General features: G+C 69.6%; 25 protein-coding genes, 1 tRNA gene and 1 riboswitch. Of the genes, 12 read left to right on the top strand and 14 right to left on the bottom strand.

Annotation, left to right across the window (positions count from 1 at the left end; genetic code table 11):
• Positions 1–148 precede the first annotated feature (148 nt).
• Together ACFE7W_RS08610 and ACFE7W_RS08605 are read right to left on the bottom strand one after the other, a co-directional pair.
• Positions 149–412 carry a metal-sensitive transcriptional regulator gene (locus tag ACFE7W_RS08610; protein WP_375424356.1) on the bottom strand — a complete coding sequence of 88 codons (264 nt, stop codon included), beginning with the start codon at positions 410–412 and terminating at the stop codon, positions 149–151.
• On the bottom strand, positions 412–552 hold the full coding sequence (locus ACFE7W_RS08605) for a hypothetical protein (protein WP_375424355.1): 141 nt from the start codon (positions 550–552) through the stop codon (positions 412–414). Before ACFE7W_RS08605 ends, ACFE7W_RS08610 begins: the two co-directional genes overlap by 1 nt.
• 153 nt (positions 553–705) lie before the next feature.
• Between ACFE7W_RS08605 and ACFE7W_RS08600 the strand changes: the two genes are divergently transcribed.
• The 3 genes from ACFE7W_RS08600 to ACFE7W_RS08590 all read left to right on the top strand — a co-directional run bounded on the left by ACFE7W_RS08600 (position 706) and on the right by ACFE7W_RS08590 (position 1,978).
• The gene (locus ACFE7W_RS08600; RefSeq protein WP_375424354.1) at positions 706–1,029 is read left to right on the top strand and encodes a rhodanese-like domain-containing protein; all 324 of its coding nucleotides are present in this window, start codon (positions 706–708) and stop codon (positions 1,027–1,029) included.
• Between the two features lie 337 nt (positions 1,030–1,366).
• Positions 1,367–1,762, top strand: coding sequence for a rhodanese-like domain-containing protein (locus tag ACFE7W_RS08595; protein ID WP_375424353.1), 396 nt, complete (start codon positions 1,367–1,369; stop codon positions 1,760–1,762).
• Between the two features lie 60 nt (positions 1,763–1,822).
• Positions 1,823–1,978, top strand: a complete 156-nt coding sequence (locus ACFE7W_RS08590; protein WP_375424352.1) for a hypothetical protein — start codon at positions 1,823–1,825, stop codon at positions 1,976–1,978.
• Between the two features lie 158 nt (positions 1,979–2,136).
• Here ACFE7W_RS08590 and ACFE7W_RS08585 read toward each other — a convergent pair whose 3' ends face one another.
• The 7 genes from ACFE7W_RS08585 to ACFE7W_RS08555 form a co-directional block, all read right to left on the bottom strand.
• The gene (locus ACFE7W_RS08585) at positions 2,137–2,973 is read right to left on the bottom strand and encodes an undecaprenyl-diphosphate phosphatase (RefSeq protein ID WP_375424351.1); all 837 of its coding nucleotides are present in this window, start codon (positions 2,971–2,973) and stop codon (positions 2,137–2,139) included.
• 182 nt (positions 2,974–3,155) lie between these two features.
• Entirely contained in the window at positions 3,156–3,623 is a 468-nt protein-coding gene (locus ACFE7W_RS08580) for a Chromate resistance protein ChrB (protein ID WP_375424350.1), read from the bottom strand.
• Positions 3,624–3,756: 133 nt separating this feature from the next.
• Positions 3,757–3,975, bottom strand: a complete 219-nt coding sequence (locus ACFE7W_RS08575; protein WP_375424349.1) for a hypothetical protein — start codon at positions 3,973–3,975, stop codon at positions 3,757–3,759.
• Complete coding sequence (locus ACFE7W_RS08570; protein ID WP_375424348.1) at positions 3,975–4,751, bottom strand: hypothetical protein; 777 nt, start codon at positions 4,749–4,751, stop codon at positions 3,975–3,977. The genes ACFE7W_RS08575 and ACFE7W_RS08570 overlap by 1 nt, the downstream gene beginning before the upstream one ends.
• Before the next feature lie 180 nt (positions 4,752–4,931).
• Positions 4,932–5,297, bottom strand: coding sequence for a fluoride efflux transporter FluC (locus ACFE7W_RS08565; RefSeq protein ID WP_375424347.1), 366 nt, complete (start codon positions 5,295–5,297; stop codon positions 4,932–4,934).
• A gap of 17 nt (positions 5,298–5,314) precedes the next feature.
• Positions 5,315–5,851 carry a fluoride efflux transporter FluC gene (locus tag ACFE7W_RS08560; protein ID WP_375424346.1) on the bottom strand — a complete coding sequence of 179 codons (537 nt, stop codon included), beginning with the start codon at positions 5,849–5,851 and terminating at the stop codon, positions 5,315–5,317.
• The gene (locus tag ACFE7W_RS08555; RefSeq protein ID WP_375424345.1) at positions 5,848–6,360 is read right to left on the bottom strand and encodes a universal stress protein; all 513 of its coding nucleotides are present in this window, start codon (positions 6,358–6,360) and stop codon (positions 5,848–5,850) included. The genes ACFE7W_RS08560 and ACFE7W_RS08555 overlap by 4 nt, the downstream gene beginning before the upstream one ends.
• 486 nt (positions 6,361–6,846) lie before the next feature.
• A riboswitch (Fluoride riboswitch) is annotated at positions 6,847–6,923 on the bottom strand.
• Positions 6,924–7,464: 541 nt separating this feature from the next.
• On the opposite strand from ACFE7W_RS08555, the gene ACFE7W_RS08550 reads away from it, so the two are divergent.
• A complete protein-coding gene (locus ACFE7W_RS08550) occupies positions 7,465–8,475 on the top strand; it encodes a transcriptional regulator (RefSeq protein ID WP_375424344.1) in 1,011 nt (336 codons plus the stop codon).
• Positions 8,465–9,217 carry a prevent-host-death protein gene (locus tag ACFE7W_RS08545; RefSeq protein ID WP_375424343.1) on the top strand — a complete coding sequence of 251 codons (753 nt, stop codon included), beginning with the start codon at positions 8,465–8,467 and terminating at the stop codon, positions 9,215–9,217. Before ACFE7W_RS08550 ends, ACFE7W_RS08545 begins: the two co-directional genes overlap by 11 nt.
• Positions 9,218–9,370: 153 nt before the next feature.
• Here the strand turns inward: ACFE7W_RS08545 and ACFE7W_RS08540 are convergent.
• Positions 9,371–9,443: transfer RNA gene (locus ACFE7W_RS08540), tRNA-Ala, on the bottom strand.
• 129 nt (positions 9,444–9,572) lie between these two features.
• Here ACFE7W_RS08540 and ACFE7W_RS08535 point away from each other — a divergent pair.
• From ACFE7W_RS08535 to ACFE7W_RS08515, 5 genes are read left to right on the top strand one after another with little or no spacing between them, the layout of a single operon-like run.
• Entirely contained in the window at positions 9,573–9,992 is a 420-nt protein-coding gene (locus tag ACFE7W_RS08535; protein WP_375424342.1) for a DUF5318 family protein, read from the top strand.
• On the top strand, positions 9,985–12,147 hold the full coding sequence (locus ACFE7W_RS08530) for a transglycosylase domain-containing protein (RefSeq protein WP_375424341.1): 2,163 nt from the start codon (positions 9,985–9,987) through the stop codon (positions 12,145–12,147). The genes ACFE7W_RS08535 and ACFE7W_RS08530 overlap by 8 nt, the downstream gene beginning before the upstream one ends.
• 38 nt (positions 12,148–12,185) lie before the next feature.
• A complete protein-coding gene (locus tag ACFE7W_RS08525) occupies positions 12,186–13,577 on the top strand; it encodes a glycosyltransferase family 87 protein (RefSeq protein WP_375424340.1) in 1,392 nt (463 codons plus the stop codon).
• Positions 13,578–13,618: 41 nt separating this feature from the next.
• Complete coding sequence (locus ACFE7W_RS08520; RefSeq protein WP_375424853.1) at positions 13,619–14,749, top strand: hypothetical protein; 1,131 nt, start codon at positions 13,619–13,621, stop codon at positions 14,747–14,749.
• Positions 14,750–14,787: 38 nt separating this feature from the next.
• Positions 14,788–15,591 (top strand): tyrosine-protein phosphatase, encoded by an 804-nt coding sequence (locus ACFE7W_RS08515; protein WP_375424852.1) that lies wholly within the window; start codon positions 14,788–14,790, stop codon positions 15,589–15,591.
• A gap of 14 nt (positions 15,592–15,605) precedes the next feature.
• On the opposite strand, the gene ACFE7W_RS08510 is transcribed toward ACFE7W_RS08515, so the two are convergent.
• Positions 15,606–16,670, bottom strand: a complete 1,065-nt coding sequence (locus ACFE7W_RS08510; RefSeq protein ID WP_375424339.1) for an alanine racemase — start codon at positions 16,668–16,670, stop codon at positions 15,606–15,608.
• An 82-nt stretch (positions 16,671–16,752) separates the two neighbouring features.
• Positions 16,753–17,871: a lipid II:glycine glycyltransferase FemX gene (locus ACFE7W_RS08505; protein WP_375424338.1), complete on the bottom strand. Its 1,119-nt coding sequence runs from the start codon at positions 17,869–17,871 to the stop codon at positions 16,753–16,755.
• A gap of 78 nt (positions 17,872–17,949) precedes the next feature.
• Here ACFE7W_RS08505 and uraD point away from each other — a divergent pair, with 78 nt between their 5' ends.
• Both uraD and uraH read left to right on the top strand, forming a co-directional pair.
• Positions 17,950–18,486, top strand: coding sequence for a 2-oxo-4-hydroxy-4-carboxy-5-ureidoimidazoline decarboxylase (gene uraD / locus ACFE7W_RS08500; protein ID WP_375424337.1), 537 nt, complete (start codon positions 17,950–17,952; stop codon positions 18,484–18,486).
• Positions 18,483–18,827, top strand: a complete 345-nt coding sequence (gene uraH, locus ACFE7W_RS08495; protein ID WP_375424336.1) for a hydroxyisourate hydrolase — start codon at positions 18,483–18,485, stop codon at positions 18,825–18,827. Before uraD ends, uraH begins: the two co-directional genes overlap by 4 nt.
• A 176-nt stretch (positions 18,828–19,003) precedes the next feature.
• On the opposite strand, the gene ACFE7W_RS08490 is transcribed toward uraH, so the two are convergent.
• Together ACFE7W_RS08490 and pucL are read right to left on the bottom strand one after the other, a co-directional pair.
• Positions 19,004–20,422 (bottom strand): amidohydrolase family protein, encoded by a 1,419-nt coding sequence (locus ACFE7W_RS08490; RefSeq protein ID WP_375424335.1) that lies wholly within the window; start codon positions 20,420–20,422, stop codon positions 19,004–19,006.
• Positions 20,419–21,327: a factor-independent urate hydroxylase gene (gene pucL / locus ACFE7W_RS08485; RefSeq protein ID WP_375424334.1), complete on the bottom strand. Its 909-nt coding sequence runs from the start codon at positions 21,325–21,327 to the stop codon at positions 20,419–20,421. The genes ACFE7W_RS08490 and pucL overlap by 4 nt, the downstream gene beginning before the upstream one ends.
• Positions 21,328–21,356: the final 29 nt, after the last annotated feature.

The following is a 21,356-nucleotide window of genomic DNA, read 5'->3' as shown; positions in this document are numbered from 1 at the left end:
GGATGGTCGTGGGGCTCCGTGTTGATTGAGCTGTTTCGAGTGTTCGGCACGACTCTTCCTTCCGCTTCTCCGTCGTAGGCCGGTCATCCGTACGGCTGGACGGATATGCAGGTGAACAGAAGGGGCGGCTCCGGCATTCCCATCGTGCTCAGGCGAGGGAGAGGAACAGCTTTTCCATCTTCTGGGTGTCGAGGCTCTCGGCGCCGTCCTCGGCGATGCACTGCTTGAGCCCGGTGGCCACGATGGCGAAGCCGGCTCGGTCGAGGGCACGGCTGACGGCGGCGAGCTGGGTGACGACGGCTTCGCATTCCTGGCCTTCGTCGAGCATCCGGATCAGCCCGGCTAGTTGCCCCTGGGCACGTTTGAGCCGGTTGGCCACGGGACGGACCGCCTCAGAATCGAGCTGGACCATCAGCGGGTCGCCTCCGCGGTGAGGCAGTCGAGGGCAGCGTGGAGCAGTTGCGCGGCACTGGCCGCGACGCCCCGGAGCTCGCTGCCGTTGGTCATCGGCTGCTTGGTCTGCCGGTCGACGGCGTTCCGGGGCACGCTCATCTGCGGTCGCCTCCTGCGTGTCGGTGCGGATACCCCAACGGGTATAGCACGGGACCGGCGTCAAGCTGTCCGTCGGCCCCCCTCGGATCCTCTCGGGGTGGGCTAGAGTCGGATCTATACCCCCAGGGGTATCCGACCCCGAGGAGCTGCTTCATGACCGAGATTTCCCTCGACAATTTCGCCACCGCCCACGCAACCGGTGCCGCGCAGGTGGTCGACGTGCGTGAGCCCGCCGAGTACGTCGCCGGCCACGTGCCTGGAGCCGCGTCGATCCCGATGGGTCAGCTGCCCGATCGGCTGGCCGAGATCGACCGGTCGAAGCCGGTCTTCGTGGTGTGCCAAGCCGGTGGCCGCAGTGCGGCGATGACCGATGCGCTGCTGCACCACGGCTTCGACGCCCATTCGGTCGCCGGCGGCACCGCCGCCTGGACCAAGGCCGGCCGCCCGGTCGAGTCCGGCACCCCGAAAGGAAGATGATCCCGAGGACCATCTCCGAAACTTAGATTCCGACGGTCATCCTGATCGAGACCCCGACCCTGGGGGACCGTAGCTCCCTGGTCCACGACGGTGAGGTCGTCATCGTGATCGACCCACAGCGCGACATCGACCGGGTCCTCGAGCTCGTCGCCGCGGAGGGGCGCTGATCACGCACGTGTGCGAGACCCACATCCACAACGACGACGCCACCGGCGGGCTGGCCCTGGCCGAGTGGGCGCGCGCCGGCGACGGCGAAGCCGGAGGATCTGCGTCGCCGGATCGAGGTTGGTGACTGGGTGGTGGACCTGCGCAATCGCACCGGTTCGCCGCCGGGCACATGGCTGGCACGTTGAACTTCGGCATCGATGGCGGCTTCACCACCTACCTCGGCTGGCTGATCGAGTGGGGCACCCCCTCACCCTGCTGGGAGAGACCGAGGACGAATGTCGCGCGGGCCCAGCGTGAGCTGGTCCGGATCGGCATCGACCGACCGGCCGCCGCCGCCATCGGCGATCCGGACGGCTGGACCGACCGGCCGCTGTCCTCGTTCCGCCAGGCCACCTTCACCGATCTCGACCAGGTCCGTCACCACCGCGACGTCGTCGTCCTCGATGTCCGCCGCGCCTCCGAGTTCGCGGCTGCCCGGATCGAGGGCGCCCCCAACATCCCCCTCCACGAGCTGCCGGTGCGGGTTCAGGAAGTGCCAGCCGCTACGAAGGTGTGGGTGCAATAGGCCGGCGGCCACCGCGCCTCGGTCGCGGCCCCGTCCTTTTCCGCGGCCAACCGGCAGCTCGTGGTGGTTGATGACAACTTCGACAACGCCAAGGCCGCCGGCCTGCACCTCATCTGGGCCGAGGAGGCAGAGGCTGAGGGCGACGAGGTTGATGACGCCGCTGGCAGCAAGCCGAACCCCGAGGGTGATCACACTCGGGCCGGCAACGCGGCATGATCCTCCGACACTGCGACGTCAGTTGAGTTGGGCGACGCTGTCCTGATCGGTCGGTCGCGCGACGATGCCGGGGCGCGAACGTGTTCGCCGCGGGCCCAGGCCTGAGCCGAGGGCGCTTGGGTGCGGGAGGAGTCTGCCCTCTCGTTCGGGGGTCGTGGTCAGGTCGGGTTGAGCAGCCTGCTGGCGAGGGCAATGCCGACGAGGGCGGCGAGGGCGAGCCGGTATCCGATGAACACTGTGATGCGGTGGTGGGCGACGAGCCGTAGGAGCCAGGCGATAGCGGCGTAGGCGACGAGGAAACTGGTGATCGAGGCCACGACGGTCGGTGTCCAACCGACGCTGGCCGCGATGCTGTCAGCGGCGGTGCCGGCCTCGTAGGCTCCGGCCGCGACGAGGGCGGGGATGGAGAGAAAGAACGACAGACGGGTGGCGGTGACCCGGTCGAAGCCGCGGAGGAGGCCGGCGCTGATGGTGGCCCCGGATCGGGAGACCCCGGGGGCCAGCGCGAGGCACTGGACCAGGCCGACCACCACCGAGTCGAGCAGGGACAGGTCTCGTTCGGCGCGGTTCTGCCGGGCGAACTTCTCGGCGACGTACATCACGATGCTCCAGACGACCAGTCCGGTCACCACGACCCACAGGTTCCGCAGGGGGCCGGCAATGAGGTGGCGGGCTGCCAGTCCGACGATCCCGATCGGGACCGAGCCAAGGATGACGCACCAGGCGACGGTGTACTGGGGGTCGCGCCGTGCGGCGGGGCGGGCGAGTCCCGACAGCCAGGCCGAGGCAAGGGCGATGATGTCGCCGCGGAAGTAGCCGAGGACGGCGACGATGGCCCCCACCTGGATGACGGCGGTGAAGGCGGTGACTCCGGGGTCGGCGACGGGAAGGCCGAGCACCTTCTCCGCGATGGTCAGGTGTGCGGTGCTGGACACCGGCAGAAACTCGGTCAATCCCTCGACGACGCCGAGGATGAGTGCGTCGAGAACGTTCACAGGCGGGCCCCTCTCGTGGCGCCGGAGGTCATCGTGGTCGTGGTCGCCGCGGCGGCAGCGGATTCGGGTCTCGCGTCTGGAGGCCGGTCGGGAACTGTGCGGCGCAGGCTTGGTGGGCGTGGTCCCCGTGGCGGTGGCGCAACCTCGTCGGGCTCGCGTCCGTCGAGGTCGGGCGGTCGGTGTCAGCCCGCATCGGGGTCGGCTCCGTAGACACGTTGCGCGAACTCTTCCAGGACCGCGGCGCAGCGTTCGATCTGCGCGGCTGCCTCGGCGGCTCGGGACGCAGCGAGGACGTCGCGTTCATTGATCTTGACCAGCCACCGGCGGAGCTTGGTCAGGTCTTCGTCGTTCTCCTCCAGCTCGCCGAACGTGGTGTGGCCGGCGGCGGTCTCGTGGGCGATCTCGGCGAGGAAGTCCTGGCACTTGTCGAGAAGCTCGTCGTACTCGTCGTCGCGGGCAGCGTTGTAGGCGGTGAGGACATCGCCACCACCGGTGAGGGCGGCGGCGCGGAAGAGCTGCGCGGTGCCTCCCAGCTCGTTGATCTCGGCACGGAGTCCGCGGAGCAGCCGTTCGTGCGGGGGTCTGTCGGGCAGGGCCGCGACCGAGTTCTGCAGGTAGATGGCGCCGTTGCTCTTCAGCCTGCGCCACACCCCGGCTCGGAGCCGTGACGGCTCACTGGGGATCCGATAGGTGAGCAGTAGCCAACCGGTGTCCGAGCGGACGTCCTGGTCGCTCGCGCCCGACTCGTTCTCGGAGCCTTGGCCGCTGCTGTCAGGTCTGTCGTCACTTCTGGGCATCATGCATGCCCCGTCTCACCGAGAGAGCCAGTAGGACCAGGACGACGGCGGGGGTGCACCACCAGGCGGGCAGGCCGGTCACGACGAGTGCCGCCGTGGCCGCCAGTGCAAGAACGACGCCGACCGCGACGCGCCAGTCATCGCCGACCACAAAGTCCCACCAGAAGGCGGCGAACCCGCGCAACCGTTCCCCGAGGCCGGTCATCAGCGTGCCTCCCCGGCCAGGCGGCCGGCCGTGGTCGAGCTGACGAACGCGGCCCGGGATCGACGCAGTACCGCGGTCAGGATCAGCGCCGCAGCGAGGACGACGGCGAGTACCCCCAGCAACGCGACGTCGCCGCCCGGCCAACGAGCACCCGCTCCTTCTGCCCCCCAAAAGGTGCCGAACCCGGTCAGCATCACCCCGACCACGAACTTCAAGGTGTTTTCCGGAACCCGCGCCAGCGGACGCCGGACCGCGAAGCCGGCCGCGGTCACGAGCACGACCGCCGTCGCGGCACCGGCAACCGCCAGCGACACCCTGCCCTGGTTCGTGCCGAAGGTGAGGACGATGAAGACCACCTCTAGCCCTTCCAGCAGCACTCCTTTGAACGACAGCGTGAAGCTGTACCAGTCAGTGACGATCCAGCGGCGCCCGGAGGTGGCGAGCCGGGCAGCCGCTTCCTGCCGCGCGAAGATGGCGTCCTCGTCATGGCTCGGCTTCCAACCGGCGGCCCGGAGGATCGCCTTCCGCAGCCAGCCCAAGCCGAACACCAGCAACAGGCCGCCGACGACGAGCCGCAGCGCGTCCAGCGGCACCAGGGTCAGTGCAGGCCCGAGGGCGGCGACGATCGCCGCGAGGGCGAGCAAGCCCGCTGCGACTCCCAGACCTGCGGACCGCCAGCTGCGGCTGGCGCCGACGGCGACCACGATCGTCAACGCCTCCACGGCTTCGACGAGGCAGGCCAGGAACACCGCGGCGAACAGCAGCACGTCTCCCATGGCTTCTCCTCCGAACTCGACCAGATACAAGTTGAGCATAACCGCCGTTACGAACGATCTTGAACGGCGGATGCAGCGTCAGTCTGGCCGACCTCGCCGGCGACGCGTCGAGCTCGCGCTCGCCCCGGGTGGGTTACGCGGGCACTGGACGCCGTCTGGAGGGTTGCCAGGCGGGTCCGGTCATCGCGCCACGGCCAGCCCAGTCCCGAGGCCGGCGGCGGCGAGGGCGGCGGCCGCGACCACGGTTCCAAGGAGATGCACGCCGCCGGCCAGCCAACGCCGCTCCTCCAGGAGTCGGGACACCTCGAAACTGGCCGTGCTGAACGTCGTGTACCCGCCCAGCAGGCCGGTACCGATCACCAGCTGCCACGACGGGTCGAGGAACCGACCGAGGGCGAGCCCGGTCACCAGCCCGAGCGCAAAGGACCCCGACAGGTTGATGACGGCCGTCGCGACGGGGTAGGCGGCGCGGACCCGGCCGCGAATGGCCCCGTCCAGGGTGAACCGGGCCGCGGCCCCCACGCCGCCGGCGAGACAGACCAGCACTGCAGCGAGTGTGGCGTTCACTGTTCTTCCACCGCGCCGAGGGCGCCGGCGCGATGTCGCGACTGCGCGCGGGCGGCTCGGATACCGCCGAGAGAGGCCATCAGCCCGACGATCACCGTGACGAGTGCGTACGCCACCGCGGGCCCCGGGTGACCGCCCCCGGCCAGCATCGCCGTGTCGGTGGCCAGGGAGCTGTAGGTGGTGAAGCCACCCAGAACCCCTGTTCCGAACCCAAGCCGTGCCCGGCGGCTCCAGCGTTCGTCCAGCTCCGGGTTGGCGACCGTCTCCAGCAGCGCCCCGAGCAGGAAGGCGCCGACGACGTTGATGACGACGGTCACCACCGGGACGCCCGCCCACCGTGGCACGCTCTGCTCGAGCAGCAGCCGCAGACCCGTGCCGATCGCACCCCCCGTGGCCACGAGGACGATGTTGCGGGCTGACAGGTGGACCGGTCGAAGACGTGACCCCGCCGTCTCGGCCGCCTCCACGTCGGGATCCAGCGGCAGCTCGGCGTGTGAGTCGGTGGTGACTGCCCGGTCGTGGGGCTTGCTCACGAAACCTCCTCCCACGGCAGGCTCATGCCGGGCGGTGACGGTTCGACCGGCACCACCAGCACCGGTCGGGGCTGGCGGTGGATGAGGTGTACGGCGACCGAGCCGCCGAAGAAGTCGTGCATGCTAGCCCGCACCCCACCCCGGCGGCTGCCGACCACGATCGCCTCCGCATCCACCGTCTCCGCGAGCCGAGCGAGCGCTTTGCCCACGTCCCCGGCCAGGGCCCGTAGCTGCACCTCAACCCCCTGCGCAGCCCCGGCCGCGCGCACGCGTCTCGCCAGGTCGGGGTCGAACGTGTCGCTCGTCCAGTCGAACTGGTCAGGGTCGATCGGACGCGCGTCTACCGAGCCGTCCGCGTGCTCCTCGACCACGTAGCTGCCTGCATCGACGTAGGCGCAGACGACCACGCCGCCTGAGCGGCTCGCCAGCCCCAACGCGGCGGCGAGCACCTCTGGGGGCTGCCGCGGCGTTATGCCCAGGACCACCGCTGCGACTCTCGTCTCGCCCATCACTCGTCTCCTCGGTGTCGCTCGCCTGCTCCTCGTCGACGACCTACGTGTGCTCGACCTACTCGTCCCAGCGGGACCGCCGCGCTCGGACTCGAGCTTGGGGCAGTGGTCAGGTTCGCGCCTGGACGCCGGTCGACGTGCAGCTCGGACCAGCCATTGGGTATCGGGTGCCGCTCGTTTCCACAGGTGATGCCCTGCACTGCCCCACAGACCTGCGGGTCGAGGGCGCCAGCACTGCGCGGATCACCTGCCGTGAACGACGGGGACCACGTCGCCCCTGGGTTGACCAGCCCGGGCTCCAGGGCCAGGCAAGCGCCTGGACATGCTGCCAGCCAACCTCTCCGAGCGGCGGGTCGAGCCGTCGCCGGAGCTGGACGTCGGCGTTCTGTGCGGTGCGGCTTGTCATGGCAGATGAGGGCCTGGCCATGGGCAAGATGGTCACGGGCAGTAGCTGCAGGATCAGTCACGGCATACTCCAGACGATCGACGTCGGGAGGAGTCATCAGCCGGGCTGGCGGTTCGGAGCTCGCTGGCTCCAGGCGGAATCCATCGCCTGTCTCGGATGATACTCCGTGCGCTTCGGTCAGCTGCCCTGATCGTGCGGACGTCGGCGATCAGTCAGCCGTCAGTCAGCAGCGATCCGGGAGCGTTGTCACTCGGTCTGAGGAGTCAGTCACTCAGGAAACGCCCCGAATGGAGTCGGCCCGTCCAATTTAGCCAGTCCGGTCGGCTCTGACTAGGGTAGATACTCGGTGGAGCCAAGGGGGCTCGAACCTCTAAACCCCTGCTTGCAAACGACGTAAGCCAGGTCTGCGGAGTCGTCGTCTGAGCGCGGATGCTGTCCAGCGGGGTGCACCGATGACCATGCAGCACTGACACGGTAGTCACTCGGGCCGGATCGCTGGCGAGCGCTGCGAGTGCGCTTGCAGCACGGTGCCCGGCGTCTGTTCGGTAGTCCCGATGGATCACGAGTCGGCTGCCATCCGGCGGTAGCGCCATCGACCCTTGACCGCGCAATAAAGGACAGAGCACGAGCGGTCGCCTCGAGGTTCGATGTTCGCTGTTCGGTATTGACCGGACACCGAACACGAGTCATCATGAGGCGTGGACACTGAGGCCGTTGTGATCGACGCCTTTGAACAGCTGGGAATCGTATCCCGACTGCGCACTGGCGCGTCCGACCCCGGCGTCGATTTTGTGCTTGACCCGGAGGGCGCCGCCATCGTTGTCGAGGTGAAGCACCGCTCCCTGGTCACCGACGAAGTCGCCGAGCGGCTTCTCGCTGAGATTCGGCCGAACGGGACAACGCTGCTCGTCGTCGCCGACCGAGTGACCGACACCGCACGGAAAGTCCTGGTGGCTCATCGGAGTGGCTACCTCGACCTCCGCGGCCGTCTGGCGATCCGCACTGATCGGCTCGTGGTCGAAGCTGACGTCCAGCCGGTCAAGGAACGTCCCGACCGTTCCGACGCCCTCAGCGGCAAAGCTGGCCTCGAGATAGCCACCGCACTGCTCATGCAACCGGAGCAGACGGTGGCCGTCCGAGAGCTGGCAAGGAGACTCGGTCGTTCCCCCAGCACTGTGTCGGACATTGTGGCTGCTCTCCGCGGCGATGGGCTGATTGAAGACGGCAAGGTCGTCGGTACAGACCTGTTCTGGAGGGCCGCTGAGCGTTGGCCGACCAAACGCATCCAGCTCGCGAACCCTCCACCAGCTGGTGATGCGACTCTCACTCAACCATTGCGTCTCGGACTTGGCCAGACGCATGAATCTGGGTGGGCACTGACCGACTCGGCGGCCGCCGCCGCGTACGGGGCACCTCTGCCTTTCCGGTCGGGCCAGGTCCTCGACTTCTTCGTTCCCGATCAGCTGATCGTCCGTCGAGCGACAACGTTGCTGGGATCGGCCGTCTCCCCCTCTCAGGTCCGGGCGACCGTGCGCGTCGCACCGGTGCCCGCCGTGTCCGAGCACCGCGTCGACCTGAGCCGCAACCCGACTGAATGGCCGCTGGCGCACCCGCTGTTCGTCGCATTGGACCTGGCCCAAGATGCTGGCCGCGGGCGGGAAATCCTGGACGCGTGGACCCCCGAAAGCAGATGGCCACGTGTCTGGTAGCCGCGTCACGTTCATCGGCGACCAGATGGCGGCGGTCGTGCAAGGTGTTGCGGAAGTCCGCGCGCTCATCGGACATCCACCGGTGATTGTCGGTGGTCTGGCGGTGCTCTCGAGATTGTCGAATCCGTACCGCGCGACAGTCGACCTCGATGTCGTCGATCGTCTTCTCGGTGATGTACCGCAGTTGGAGGTGCTCCGCGCCGCTGCCGGCGCTGAAGCGGTCGAGCCGGCGGCGGTCATTCTCTCGACCGTTTACGGCCCGGTAAAGGTCGACGTACTGGAAGTCCGGCAGGTCGAGCTTGATCGGCCAAGTGACGATCCAGGCGATCGGCTCCATGCAGCTGCACATGCGTGGGCGAACGACACGGCCTCGGATGTGACGATCGAGGTCCGGCGCTCGGACGGGAGAAGATTCGAGGAGACAACCCTGATTGCCGAACCCGGGCCATTGATTGCCATGAAGCTGCAAGCGGTGATGAACCGCTCCGTCGCGAAGCAAGGAACCGATCTCAGTGACATCGTCCGGCTTACCTTTGACGAAGCCACGCGGCCAGTCGCCCTGGCCCAGATCGGGCACGTCGATGTCGGCGTCGCGCGTGACATGGCCATGCATGTCGATCTCTGGTTCAAACGAAACCGCCGTCAGTCCATCCGCTGGATTCGCGACTCCGGTGGCGACGAGGTGACAGTGGAAGATCTCGACCTTGTCGCGGAGCTGCTCCTTGCGGCTTGCGAGCGTTGAGCGTCGCTGCCCGGCAAGAGGTCACGGAGTCCGCTTGCGTCCAGGGCTGTAGTCACTCAACTCGCAGAGCTAGTCACTCGCTAACCCATTGGACGGTCTCGGGAAGCACCCGATCTACTGGTGAAACCAGTTCTGACAAGGCGAGATGCGGGGTGGAGCCAAGGGGACTCGAACCCCTAACCCCCTGCTTGCAAAGCAGGTGCGCTACCAATTGCGCCATGGCCCCGCGGTGGTCGACGAGTCCCCGATGCTACGTCATCGGGCCTCGTAACGCCCCAGGCCAGGCCGAGGTTCCCGGCTGTCGAAGACCTCACATCCCTGCCTGTCCTCAGTCAGGAGTCGTACCCTTGACGCCATGTGGTCGCAGCGGGAGGTCATCGACTATGCGCTGCAGCGACGCTCCAGCCTGGAGAAGCTGCGCCGCCCGGGGAAGAAGCTGGCGCGCCTCGAGGCGTGTGACGCGGACCCGATGCTGCTGCGGGCGGCGAAGTACCACGGGGAGCCGACCACCAACGCGTGCCCGGTCTGCCAGGCGCCGGCGTTGAGCACGCTGAGCTACGTCTTCGGTGAGCAGCTCGGTCAGTACTCCGGGCGGATCAAGCGGAAGGCCGAGCTTGAGGAGATGGCCCACGAGTACGGCGAGTTCAAGGTCGTCGTGGTCGAGGTGTGCCAGACCTGCTCGTGGAACCACATGATCTTGTCCTACCTCCTCGGCGACGGGGTCCGCCGCAAGCCGCCGCGCCGGCAGCAGACCGTCGAGGACATCTATGGCTGACCCCCAGTGGGGGCCGGTGGAGAAGCGACCTGTGGGTCCGGTGAGCAAGAAGCCGCGAAAGCGCTGGGCCCGACGCATCTTTGCCACGCTCGCGATCCTGATCGCCCTTGGTCTCGTCAGCGCGACAGCGGTGGTCTTCGTCGGCTACACCACCACCAAGCTGCCCAACCCGAACGCCGACTTCGAGACCGCGACCTCCTTCGTCTACTACGACAACGGCAAGTCCGAGATCGGCAGCTTTGCCATCCAGAACCGTCAGCCGCTGAGCTTCGACGAGATGCCGAAGACGATCAAGGACGCGGTGGTGGCGGCGGAGAACCGCTCCTTCTGGACCGACAAGGGCATCTCCATCCGCGGCATGGCCCGCGCCGCCTGGGCGATCGCACGCGGCGGCAGCCTGCAGGGTGGCTCGACGATCACCCAGCAGTACATCAAGATCAAGTACCTGTACTCCTCACAGACGGCCACCCGTAAGTTCAAGGAGCTGTTCCTCGCCTACAAGATCAACAAGCAGCTGACCAAGGAACAGATCCTCGAGGGCTACCTCAACACGATCTACTTCGGCCACGGCGCGTACGGGATCCAGGCGGCGAGCAAGGCCTACTTCGACGCGGACGCCAAGGACCTGACCGTCAAGCAGGCGGCCGTGCTGGCCAGCGTGATCAACAACCCGACGTACTTCGACCCCTCCAGCAAGCAGGGGAAACAGCACCTGCTGGACCGCTACCGGTACGTGGTCACCTCGATGGGCGAGACCGGCGCCATCACAGCGGCCGCGGCCACCAAGGACGCCGCCAAGCTGCCCACGTTTCCCGATGTGCCCGTCAACGAGCGGTACGGCGGACCCAAGGGCTTCCTGCTCAAGCTGGTCGAGAACGAGCTCGGGGCAGCCGGCTTCAGCTCCGACCAGATCAACGGCGGCGGGTTGAAGATCACCACCACCTTCGACAAGGACGCGCAGAACGCGGCCGTCAAGGCCGCTCAGGACAACACCGAGCAGGCCGCCAACGCCTCGGGCAAGAAGGCCAAGAACCTGCACGCCGCGGTCGCCTCCGTCGAGGTCGGGACGGGTAACGTCCTCGCGCTGTACGGCGGCCCGGACTACGTCGCGAACTCCCGTGACTGGGCCACGACCCACCGGCCCACCGCCTCGACCTTCAAGGCGTTCGCCCTGGCCGCGGGCCTCGAGGACGGCTACAGCCTGCGCTCCACCTTCCACGGCAGCAGCTTCTACCTGCCGGGCGACCCGAAGGTCGTGCGCAACGAGTACGGGCAGAGCTACGGCTACCAGACCAGCCTGCTGAACGCGACCACCTACTCGATCAACACCGCCTTCGTCGACCTCACCACCACCATGAAGGACGGCGCCGACAAGGTCCTGCAGGTGGCCAAGGACGCGGGCGCCCCCAAGAGCGTGGGTTGGGACGCGGCCCCTCGGAACGTCCCCATCGGCACGCCTGAGGTCAGCCCGCTGAACCAGGCCAACGCCTACGCCACCTTCGCCAACGGCGGCACGTCCGTGGCCGCCCACGTCGTCGAGGAGGTCCAGGACGCCAGCGGCAAGGTGCTCTACCAGGCCGACCCGAAGGAGAAGCGGGCGGTGAGCGAGGACGTCGCCCGCGACGTCACGTTCGCCCTCTCCAACGTCGTCGAGCAGGGCACCGGCCGGACCGTCCAAACGCTCAACCGTCCGGTCGCCGGCAAGACGGGCACCAACGGCGTCGACGACGCTCAGGGGAACAACGTCGTCAACGCCTCCTGGTTCGTCGGCTACACCAAGCAGATCTCCACCGCCGTGATGTACGTGGCCGGCAACGCCGGCACCTCCAGCCTGGATGACTACCGCCGGCCGGGGGACAGCACCTTCTTCGGCGCGACCTACCCGGCACTGACCTGGGCGCAGTACATGGAGGTCGCGACCGACGGGCAGGCGGTGAAGCAGTTCGACGACCCCGCCTACGTGAACGCCAGCTCGGCGCCGCAGACCCCGGCTCCCCAGGGGCCGGCGCCGGAGCCGTCCACGTCCGCCACTACTCAGGCTTCGCCGACCCCGAGCTCATCCAGCAGCCCGGAGCCGAGCAGCAGCCCGTCGACGGCCAAGCCCAGCGCCTCCAGCACCCCCAAGCCGAGCGCGAGCTCCAGCGGCGGCGGCTGAGCGTGACGGCGCCGGCCCGTGACGCAGATGCGCCTTCGTTGAGTGACCCGTTCGTCGCCGAGGTGAGCCGTCGGTTCGGCGGCCCTGTCGGGCGGCACGCGGCCCGGTTCGGGGTCTGGTGGAACCCCAGCCGGGTGGCGTTGCTGGTCAGCACCGTGGTCTACCTGGCGGGGATGGTCTTCCGGCTGCCGTGCCGGATCACCACGGCCGGGCAGTCGATCGACCAGTACAAGAACATGTGCTACTCCGACATCGGGCTGCTCTACTCCGGCCGGGGGTTGCAGCAGGGCAACACCCCCTACCTCGACTCCGGCAGCTACCCGGTGCTGGAGTATCCCGTCCTCACCGGCTGGTTCCTCGAGCTGGAGCGGCGGATCAACGTGCTGCTGGGCGCCCCGTCCGGCACCGGGCTGACCGACCAGCAAGGGGTGGACGCCACCTTGGGCTTCGTCGACATCAACGCGGTGCTGCTGGGCGCGCTGTTCCTGGTCGCCGTCTGGGCGCAGGTCCGGACGGTACCGGGCCGTCCGTGGGACGGGATGCTGCTGGCGGCCTCGCCCTGTGTCGCCGCGGCGGCCCTGGTCAACTGGGACCTCTTGCCCGTCGCCCTCACCGCCACCGCCCTGCTGGCCTGGTCGCGTCGCCGGCCGTGGCTGGCCGGACTGCTGCTCGGGCTGGGGATGGCGGCGAAGCTCTACCCCGGGCTGCTGCTGGGCCCGCTGCTGCTGCTGTGCCTGCGCAGCCGGCGGATGGGCGACTTCGCCACCACCCTGGCCACGTTCGTGCTCGGCTGGGGCGCGGTCAACCTGCCGGTACTGGTCCTGGCGCCGCAGGCCTGGCTGGACTTCTGGCGCTTCAACGCCGACCGCAGCGGCGACTTCGGGTCGATCTGGTATGTCCTCGACCTCGCTGGTCACCCGGTCTCCGGCCTCAACGAGGTCAGCGGCGGTCTCTTCGCGCTGGCCTGCGTGGCCATCGGCCTGCTGATCCTGCTGGCCCCGGTACGGCCGCGGCTGAGCTCGGTGGTCTTTCTGGTCGTCGCCGCGTTCCTGATGACCAACAAGGTCTACTCCCCGCAGTACGTCCTGTGGCTGCTGCCGCTGGTCGTGCTCGCCCGGCCGCGTTGGCGCGACTGGTGGATCTTCACGGTCGGTGAGCTGCTCTACTTCGGCGCGATCTGGTGGCACCTCGGGGGGTTGCTCGCCTCGGGCGACGGCTCGCCCGACCGGCTCTACTGGCTCGCCGTGCTGGTCCGGCTCGCTACCCAGGGCTGGCTGGTGGCGATCGTGATCCGCGACGTCCTGCGGCCCGACCGTGATCCTGTCCGGCGCGGCCGGCTGGACGACCCGGCCGGCGGCGTGCTGGACGGGGCTGCCGACGCCGGCTGGGTGCGACGGCTGCAGGCGGCGGTCGTGGGTGGATCGGCGTGACCACGGTGGCCGAGCCACGCCTCGTCGAGCGCCGGTCCCGGATGGGGCTGGCTCGCCTGGCACCAGTACCGCGAACACCGAGCGTCGGCGGCCGGACCGTCGTCCAGGCCTGGCTGGCCAGCCGCGGACTGGTGGCGCTGGTCGCCCTGGTCCTCGCGGTGCGCGAGGGCCGCAGCGTGACCGACATGGTCAGCAACTGGGACGTCCAGCACTTCACCCGGCTGGCCGAGGGCGGCTACGGCGCCGAGCCCGACAACATCCTGATGGCCTTCTTCCCCGGCCTGCCCGCCCTGCTCGCGGCCGGCCTGGCCGTCGGCGTCCCCGTCGCGGTGGGCGGGGTGCTGCTGTCCCTGGCCTGCTCCGGGATCGCGGCGGCCGCCCTGGCCCGGCTGGGCGGACCGTGGGCCGCGGTGATCTGGCTGTTCGCGCCGACCGCGGTCTTCACCACGGTGCCGTACACGGAGTCGCTGTTCTGCGCGGTCGCGTTCTGGGCCTGGGAACGGGCTCGTGCCGACCGCTGGGGGGCGGCGGCCCTGCTGGCGACGGCGGCCTGCACCGTCCGGGTGTCCGGCCTGTTCCTGATCGGCGCGCTCGGCGTGATGGTCCTGACCGCCGCCGGGCTGAGCCTGGTCGACCGGCTGCGTCGGGGGGCGTGGCTGCTGCTGCCGGCCGCAGCGATCCTCGGGTTCGCGGCCTACCTGCACGCCCTGACCGGCAGCTGGACCGCCTGGTACACCGCGCAGTCGACCGGTTGGGTGCGCCAGCTGACCACCCCGTGGCAGTCCTTCTTGAACACCGTCCCAGCGATCGTCCCCGGCGCGTACGCCGATCACCCCTGGTGGGCGGCGGTCTTCCGCGGCGAGATGGTCTCGATGGCCGTCGGCCTGGCCGTCACCGTCTGGTGCCTCAGCCGGCGCCTCTGGGCCGAAGCCGCCTGGGTCGGGGTCCAGGTGCTGGCGTTCTCGCTGTCGTACTGGTTCTTCTCGGTCAACCGGGCGACGCTGCTCTGGTTCCCGCTGTGGATCATGCTCGCCCGCTGGGGGACACGGCAGCCCTCCGGACCGCTGGCCGCAGTCCTGCACCGGGCGTCGGTGGTGCTGGGCTTCGGCTTGTCCGTGGTCGCGCTGGTGTGGTGGTGCTGGCTGTTCTTCACCGGCCACTGGGCCAGCTAGTCTCCACCGCCGCTCCCTACACTGTCCCGGTGCAACGGATGTGGATCGACGCTGACGGCCTGGTCAACCTGCGGGACGTCGGGGGGATCCCCACCACCGACGGCGGCACGATCGCTCCAGGTCGGCTGCTGCGCTCGGACAACCTGCAGGACCTGACCGAGGACGACGTGTCCGCTCTGCTCGGACGCGGGCTCAGTGACGTCGTCGACCTGCGCAGCGACTACGAGGCTGAGATGGAAGGCCCGACCCTGCTGTCGAAGCACCCGGAGGTCTCGGTCCACCAGCTGTCGCTCTTTCGCGAGTGGCGTGAGGGAGTCGGTGAGGACAAGGACGAGGCGGCCGACGGCGACCGGCCCGAGGTGCTGCCCGAGGAGGCACTGCCCTGGGTGGACCTCGAGCCCAGCGTCGAGATCGGCAACGAGGTGGCCTCGCACTACCTGTCGTACCTGATGGACCGGCCGGACTCCGTGCTCGAGGCCCTACGGGTGATCGCCGGCGCTCCCGGCGCGACGCTGGTGCACTGCGCCGCCGGCAAGGACCGGACGGGCACGATCGTCGCTCTCGCCCTCACGTTGGCCGGAGCCGACCGGGAGGCGGTGATCGCTGACTACGCCGCCAGCTCGGAGCGGATGCAGGCCATTCTCGACCGGCTGCTGGCCTCGCCCACGTACAACGAGAACCTCCGGGACCGTCCTCTCTCCTCCCACCTCACGCACCCCGAGACGATGCGGGCGCTGCTCGGCCACCTGGACGACGAGTTCGGCGGGGTCGAGGCGCTGCTCGCGAAAGCGGGCTGGACCGCCGACGACACCACCCGGCTGCGGGCCAAGCTGCGGGGCTGAGCCCTTCGACGGGCTCAGGGCGCGTGGGTCGGCACGATCTGGTCGACGGTGACGGTGGTCAGCCGGACCTCGACGGGGACCTCGTCGCCGAGGCTGGGCGGAGTGGCGTTACCAGGCAGGAAGACCTGGCTGGACTGCATGTGCGGAGGCTCCAGGAACCAGCGCTTGCGACCGGCGATCGTGTACGGGCTGAGGGCCCGGCCGGCCGCCTCCAGACCGCCGCTGGTGAGGGCGACGGCCCGCTGCCGCAGCGAGCTGGCCGAGGTGGGCGCCTCGAGGCCGACGCCGTGGGAGGTGCCGCCCGCCACCACCACGACGTAGCCGTCGGATAGACAGGGCCGTTGCCGGTAGCCGACGCGCATCCCCCGGGAGACCTCGTGCACGTCGAGCACGGTGGCGGTGGTGTGCCGGCTGCCTGGATCGCCGAGCCAGAGCTGGGTGCCGCTGCGCAACCGTAGCGGGACCGGCGGGGCTCCTGGCGCGGCCAGGTCGGAGGCCAGGACCGCAGCCTCACCCGGGGGGAGGTGGGAGAACCACAGCGGAGCCGGGAGCGCAGCCAGCGCCGCCCGGGCCAGCGACTCGGCCTCGGCGGAACGGCCCTGCTGGCGCAGCGGCAGGTGGAGGCTCCACCCCTCGATCCGTACCCGGTCCGCCAGCAGGGCGACCCGGTCGAGGTCGGTGGGGGCGATGCCGTGCCGACGCATCGAGGTCAGCACCTCCACCAGCACCCGGGGCCGGGTCTCCAGGTCGGCCAGCGCGGCCAGGTCCTGGAGTCGGGAGACCGTGGTCAGCACCTGCGGGTCCTCCGCCAGCTCGACGGCCAGCGGCAGGTGCGCGTCCCACGGGTTGAGGATCACCACCGTCTTGCCGAACGCGTCGCGGACCTGGTCGACCTCGCTGGGCAGGCCGACGGCGATGGTGTCGACGCCGAGCAGCGCGGACTCCTCGGCCAGCCGGCGCAGGCCGAAGCCGTACCCGTTGCCCTTGATCACCGGCACCAGTCCAGGGGTCGAGCCGGCCTCGGCGCGCAGGTGCCGACGCCATCGGTCGACGTCCAGGTGCAGGGTCAGACCGCTCATCCGGTGAGCGTAGCGGCGGCGTGGTTTTGGGTGAGTGGCGGCCGCGACTACGCGGCATTCACTCACCCAGAAGAGCTCGAGCTCAGCCCCGGCGCTTCATGTAGACGTCGAACGCCTTGTAGAGCAGCGGGTTGAGCGGCAGGTCCCACTCGCCCAGGTACTCCACAGCCTCACCGCCCGTGCCCACCTTGAACTGGATCAGGCCGAGGTGCGGGTCATCGGCCTCCAGGCCCTCGGTGATCCCGCGCAGGTCGTAGATGGTGCAGCGCGCCTCGACCGCGTCGGTGATCATCTGCCACTGCACCGCGTTGGAGCCACGGACCTCCCGCTTGGCCGTCGAGCTGGCGCCGTAGGAGTACCAGGCGTGCTGGCCGACGCGGACCCAGGTGGTCGCAGCGACCAGGTCGCCCTCGTGCTCGGCCAGGTAGAGCCGGATCCGGTCCGGGTCCTCGGCCCGCAGCGCGGTCCACATGGTCTGGAAGTAGGAGAGCGGGCGCGGCGTGAACTGGTCGCGCTGCGCCGTCTCCTCGTACACCCGGTGGAACGCGGCCAGGTCCTCGAGGCCGCCCTGCCGGACGGTGACGCCGAGCTTGGCGGCCTTCTTGATGTTGCGCCGCCAGAGCTGGTTCATCCCCGCCAGCAGCTCCTCGGCCGTCCGACCAGCCAGTGGCAGCTGGAAGACGAAACGGGGCTGGCCGACGGCGAAGCCCTCCTCGTCCTCGGGGTGACGCCAGCCGAGCTCGCGCATGGTGTCGCGGAGGTGGGTGGTCCGGTGGTTGACCTGGTCGGGCATGGCCTCGCTGAGCCGGGGGACCCGCTCGTCGGCGATGGCGGCCTTGATCGTGTCCGCGCTCCAACGGCGCACCATCACGGGCGGGCCGATCCGCACCCCGAATGCTCCGGCGGCGCGGACGTGCTCGGCCAGCGGTCGCAGCCAGGCGCCGATGTCCTCGGCGTCCCAGTCGATGGTGGGTCCCTCGGGCAGGTAGGCGAGGTACTTCTTGACCCGCGGCAGCTGGCGGTAGAGCACCAGTCCGGCGCCGACCAGGTGGTCGCCCTCGTCGAACCAGCCGAGGGACTCGCTGCGCCACTCGCTCTTCACCTGTCCCCACGCCGGGGTCTGGAGGAAGCTCACCGACGGTTGGCTGGCGTTGAAGAGGATGTGCCGGTCCGCGGGGATGGTCCGTACGGTGAGGGTCACGGGCGACAAGGTTAACCGCTCGCCTACCCTCGTTCACGTACCTGCCCTGTGGCTTGCTCTGTGCGGAGGGAACCGCCGATGACCTCACCCCCGGTTGAGCTGACCGACGACGAGCTGCGTGAAGGGCTGACGGCCTGTCTCGCCGTCCCGCGCTGGGTGGACGAGGTGGCGGCCGCCGCCCCGTTCGGCTCGATGACCGCCCTGCTGGACGCCGCGGCCGCGGCGGCGAACCCGCTGACCGCCGACGAGGTCGACCAGGCCCTGGCCTCGCACCCGCGGATCGGCGAGCGGCCGACGGGCTCGGGCTCGTCGGCGTCGTTCTCGCGGGCCGAGCAGGCGAGCAGCTCGTCGTCGGACGCCGACCTGGCCGAGGCGCTGGCCGCGGGCAACCGGGCGTACGAGGACCGGTTCGGCCGGGTGTTCCTGATCCGGGCCGCCGGTCGGAGCCGGCCGCAGATCCTCGCCGAGCTCCAGCGCCGCCTGCAGCTGGACGACCACACCGAGATCGCGATCGTGGCCAGCGAGCTCCGCGACATCGCCCTGCTCCGGATCCCGCAGCTCTTCGCCCACCTCGACCACCATTCCGGCTACAACCTGCCCGAGGCGGCGGAGTGACCCGCAGCCGCGTCACCACCCACGTCCTGGACGCGGTGTCCGGAGGCGCCGCCGTCGGCGTGTCCGCTCAGCTGGACGGTCAGGTCGGCGCCGACGGCTGGCTGACCATCGCGAACGGCACCACCGACGACGACGGCCGGATCGCCGACCTCGGGCCGGCCGACCTCGAGTCAGGTAGATACCGGATCACCTTTGATACCGGAACTTATTTCCGCGAGGCCGGGACGAGCGCTTTCTACCCCGAGGTCGTCCTGACTTTCACCGTCGATGACCGGGACGCCCACTATCACGTCCCGCTTTTACTTAGCCCCTTTGCCTATTCCACCTACCGCGGTAGCTGACGGGCCCCTCGACAGGCTCGGGGGCGAGGGTCTCGACCGACTCAGTGGGCTGAGCCATCGGCTCTGCAGAGGACCCGGGATAGGCGCCCGCACAGGGGATGGGCCCGGCCGCGCGGGGAACGCGGAGCGGGCCGGATGCGTACGGCCTATCCCGGGCGTCCGTGGACCCCCCGGGTTCAACCCCACCGTAGTGGACGGAGATTGATCTCGTGACCAGCGACAAGGACTGCTTTGAGAGCCGGTTCGCGCAATCCCATCAGCAGGGCGAATAGGGTCTGGTCGGCGGCGACGATTTCGTCCTCCGCCTGCTGTGTTGCGTACTCCAGCGCACGTGCCAGCGGGTCCCAACCGGAGGCCTCGACGAGGACGAAATCGGCATCCTTGCCCACGTCGAAGTTTCCGATCCGGTCGTCGAGGTCCAGCGCCTGGGCCCCGGCGAGCGTGCCGGTGTAGAGCAGCTCGGCGGGCGCGAGGGCGATACTGTCCGTACCGGGCTCGGACAGGTGGACCTTGTAGGTGTCGTTGAGCACCCGGGGGATCAGCCACTCGTCCCCGGCCCCGATGTCGGTGCCGGCGGCTACGGTCACCCCCGCCGCGGAGGTCCGCCGCCACGGCATCGTCCCCGAGCCCAGGAACTGCTGCGAGGTGGGGCAGTGGGCGATGGAGCTACCGGTCTCGGCGAGCCGGGCGAGCTCACGGTCTGAGCAGTGGACCGCGTGCGCGAGAACGCTCCGCCGGCCGAGGAAGCCGGGCCCGCCGACCTCGGAGCCGGGGAGGAAGCGGCCGTCGTAGGTGTCGAGGTAGTCCCGCACCTGGTAGGTCGCGCGGACGGCGGTGACTTCACCGTCCCCCGGCCGGTCGTTCTCGCTGAGGTGGGAGTGGAAGTAGACGCCACGACCGCGCACCCCCTCGTAGAGCTCGCCGAGGGCGGCCAGCGTGCGACGGGTCACCGAGAGGCTGAAGCGGGGGACGACCGCCACCTGCAGCTTCGAGGTCGCGGGCTCGCCGGTGTCGACGAGGTGCCAGCGTTCGATCTCGTCCGCGACGAGCTGCACGGCCTCGTCCTCGCCGGTGAGCAACGGAGCGGCGGCGGGCGGGCCGACCGTCTGCACGCCGCGCCCGCTGACCAGCCGGAGACCGGCTTCGCGGTGGGTCTCGAACAGGGCGTCCTGGGCGGCGGGAAAGGCCGAACCGAACACCATCGCCGTCGTGGTGCCCGCGGCGACCCTGCGGCGGACGAACTCCTCGGCCACCCGGCCGGCGGTGTCCCCGTCGGCCAGCCGGGCCTCGGCGGGAAAGATGCAGCGCTCGAGCCAGTCCAGCAGCTGGCCGCCCCCGTACGCGTCGACCGCGAACGTCTGGGGGTAGTGCAGGTGGGCGTCCACGAATCCGGGCAGCACGAAGTCGGCCCGCCGGACGGGGACGTCGGCGTAGGCCGGCGGGAGATCCGCGTACGGGCCCAGCCAGGCGACGCTCCCCGCGTCATCGACCACCAGTGCCCCGTCGGGCAGCGAGACCAGCGCCTCGACCGCCGTCGCCAGAGTGGCGTTCCCGGCCACGTGGAAGACGTGGCCGCGCACGACCTGAGCGGTCACACCAGTCCGGAGTAGGCGTACCAGGCCGGTCCGGCGTCGGGGGCGTCGTCACGGGTGACCGTGGCCTGGATCAGCCCGTACGGCCGGTCGTCGGCGTGGAACACCTCGTTCGGGTTGTCGAGGCCGAACGGTGAGAGGTCGTAGACGAAGTGGTGCTTGTTGGGGGCGGAGAAGCGGATCTCGGCCACGAACCCGTACGTCTCGAGCACCGCCCGACCCATCTCGTAGAGCGTCTGCTGCAGCGCGAGGGAGTGGACCTCGGCGAACTGCTGGACCAGGAGCTGCTTCACGCCTGCGTACGTGGCTTCCCAGTCGACGTCGGTGTGCTGGCTGAAGCGCCACTTCGCGGTCAGCGAGGTGGCCATCACGCGGTCGTTCGTGGGCTGCAGGACGGTGTAGGGGTCGGACAGGAAGCCGGCGAACTCCGAGCCCGTCGACTTGAGGATCACCATGTCCTTGAGCCCGCCGGTGACCCAGACCTGCTGGTCGTCCCCGCTGCCCTCGACGGTCACCGACGCCGTCCGGACCTCCTGGCCGCGGCGGATCCAGGTGTGGTCGTGCTCCGCGCCGTCGATCACCGCGCGCTCCCAGGCGAACTCCTCGACCTCGACCCGGGCGGCCTGGACCGGCTCGACGTCGTCGACGAAGTGCTGCGCCAGGGCGAGGCCGTAGTCCTCGATGGACTGCAGCCCCTTCTCCTTGGCGAACGCGTACGCGGTCTGCTTCTGGGTGTCGGTGGGCAGGACGTCGGCCTGGTCGCCGTGGGTGTGCGCCCGGCTGAAGTCCCCCCGCAACGCGGTCGAGACGTTGATGTCGCGGATCTCGTGCCGCGGCGAGTCGCGGTAGATCCGGACGACCCGGTTCTCCGCCTTGCCGTACTGGTTCGCGCCCAGGACGATGCCCATGCCGACTCCTCTGCTAGGTCGTGGCCGAT

Source organism: uncultured Friedmanniella sp. (genome assembly GCF_964244285.1).
Classification (GTDB): domain Bacteria; phylum Actinomycetota; class Actinomycetes; order Propionibacteriales; family Propionibacteriaceae; genus Microlunatus.
Note: the sequence above shows the minus strand (reverse complement) of the source record. Positions and strands in the feature narration are given on the sequence as shown.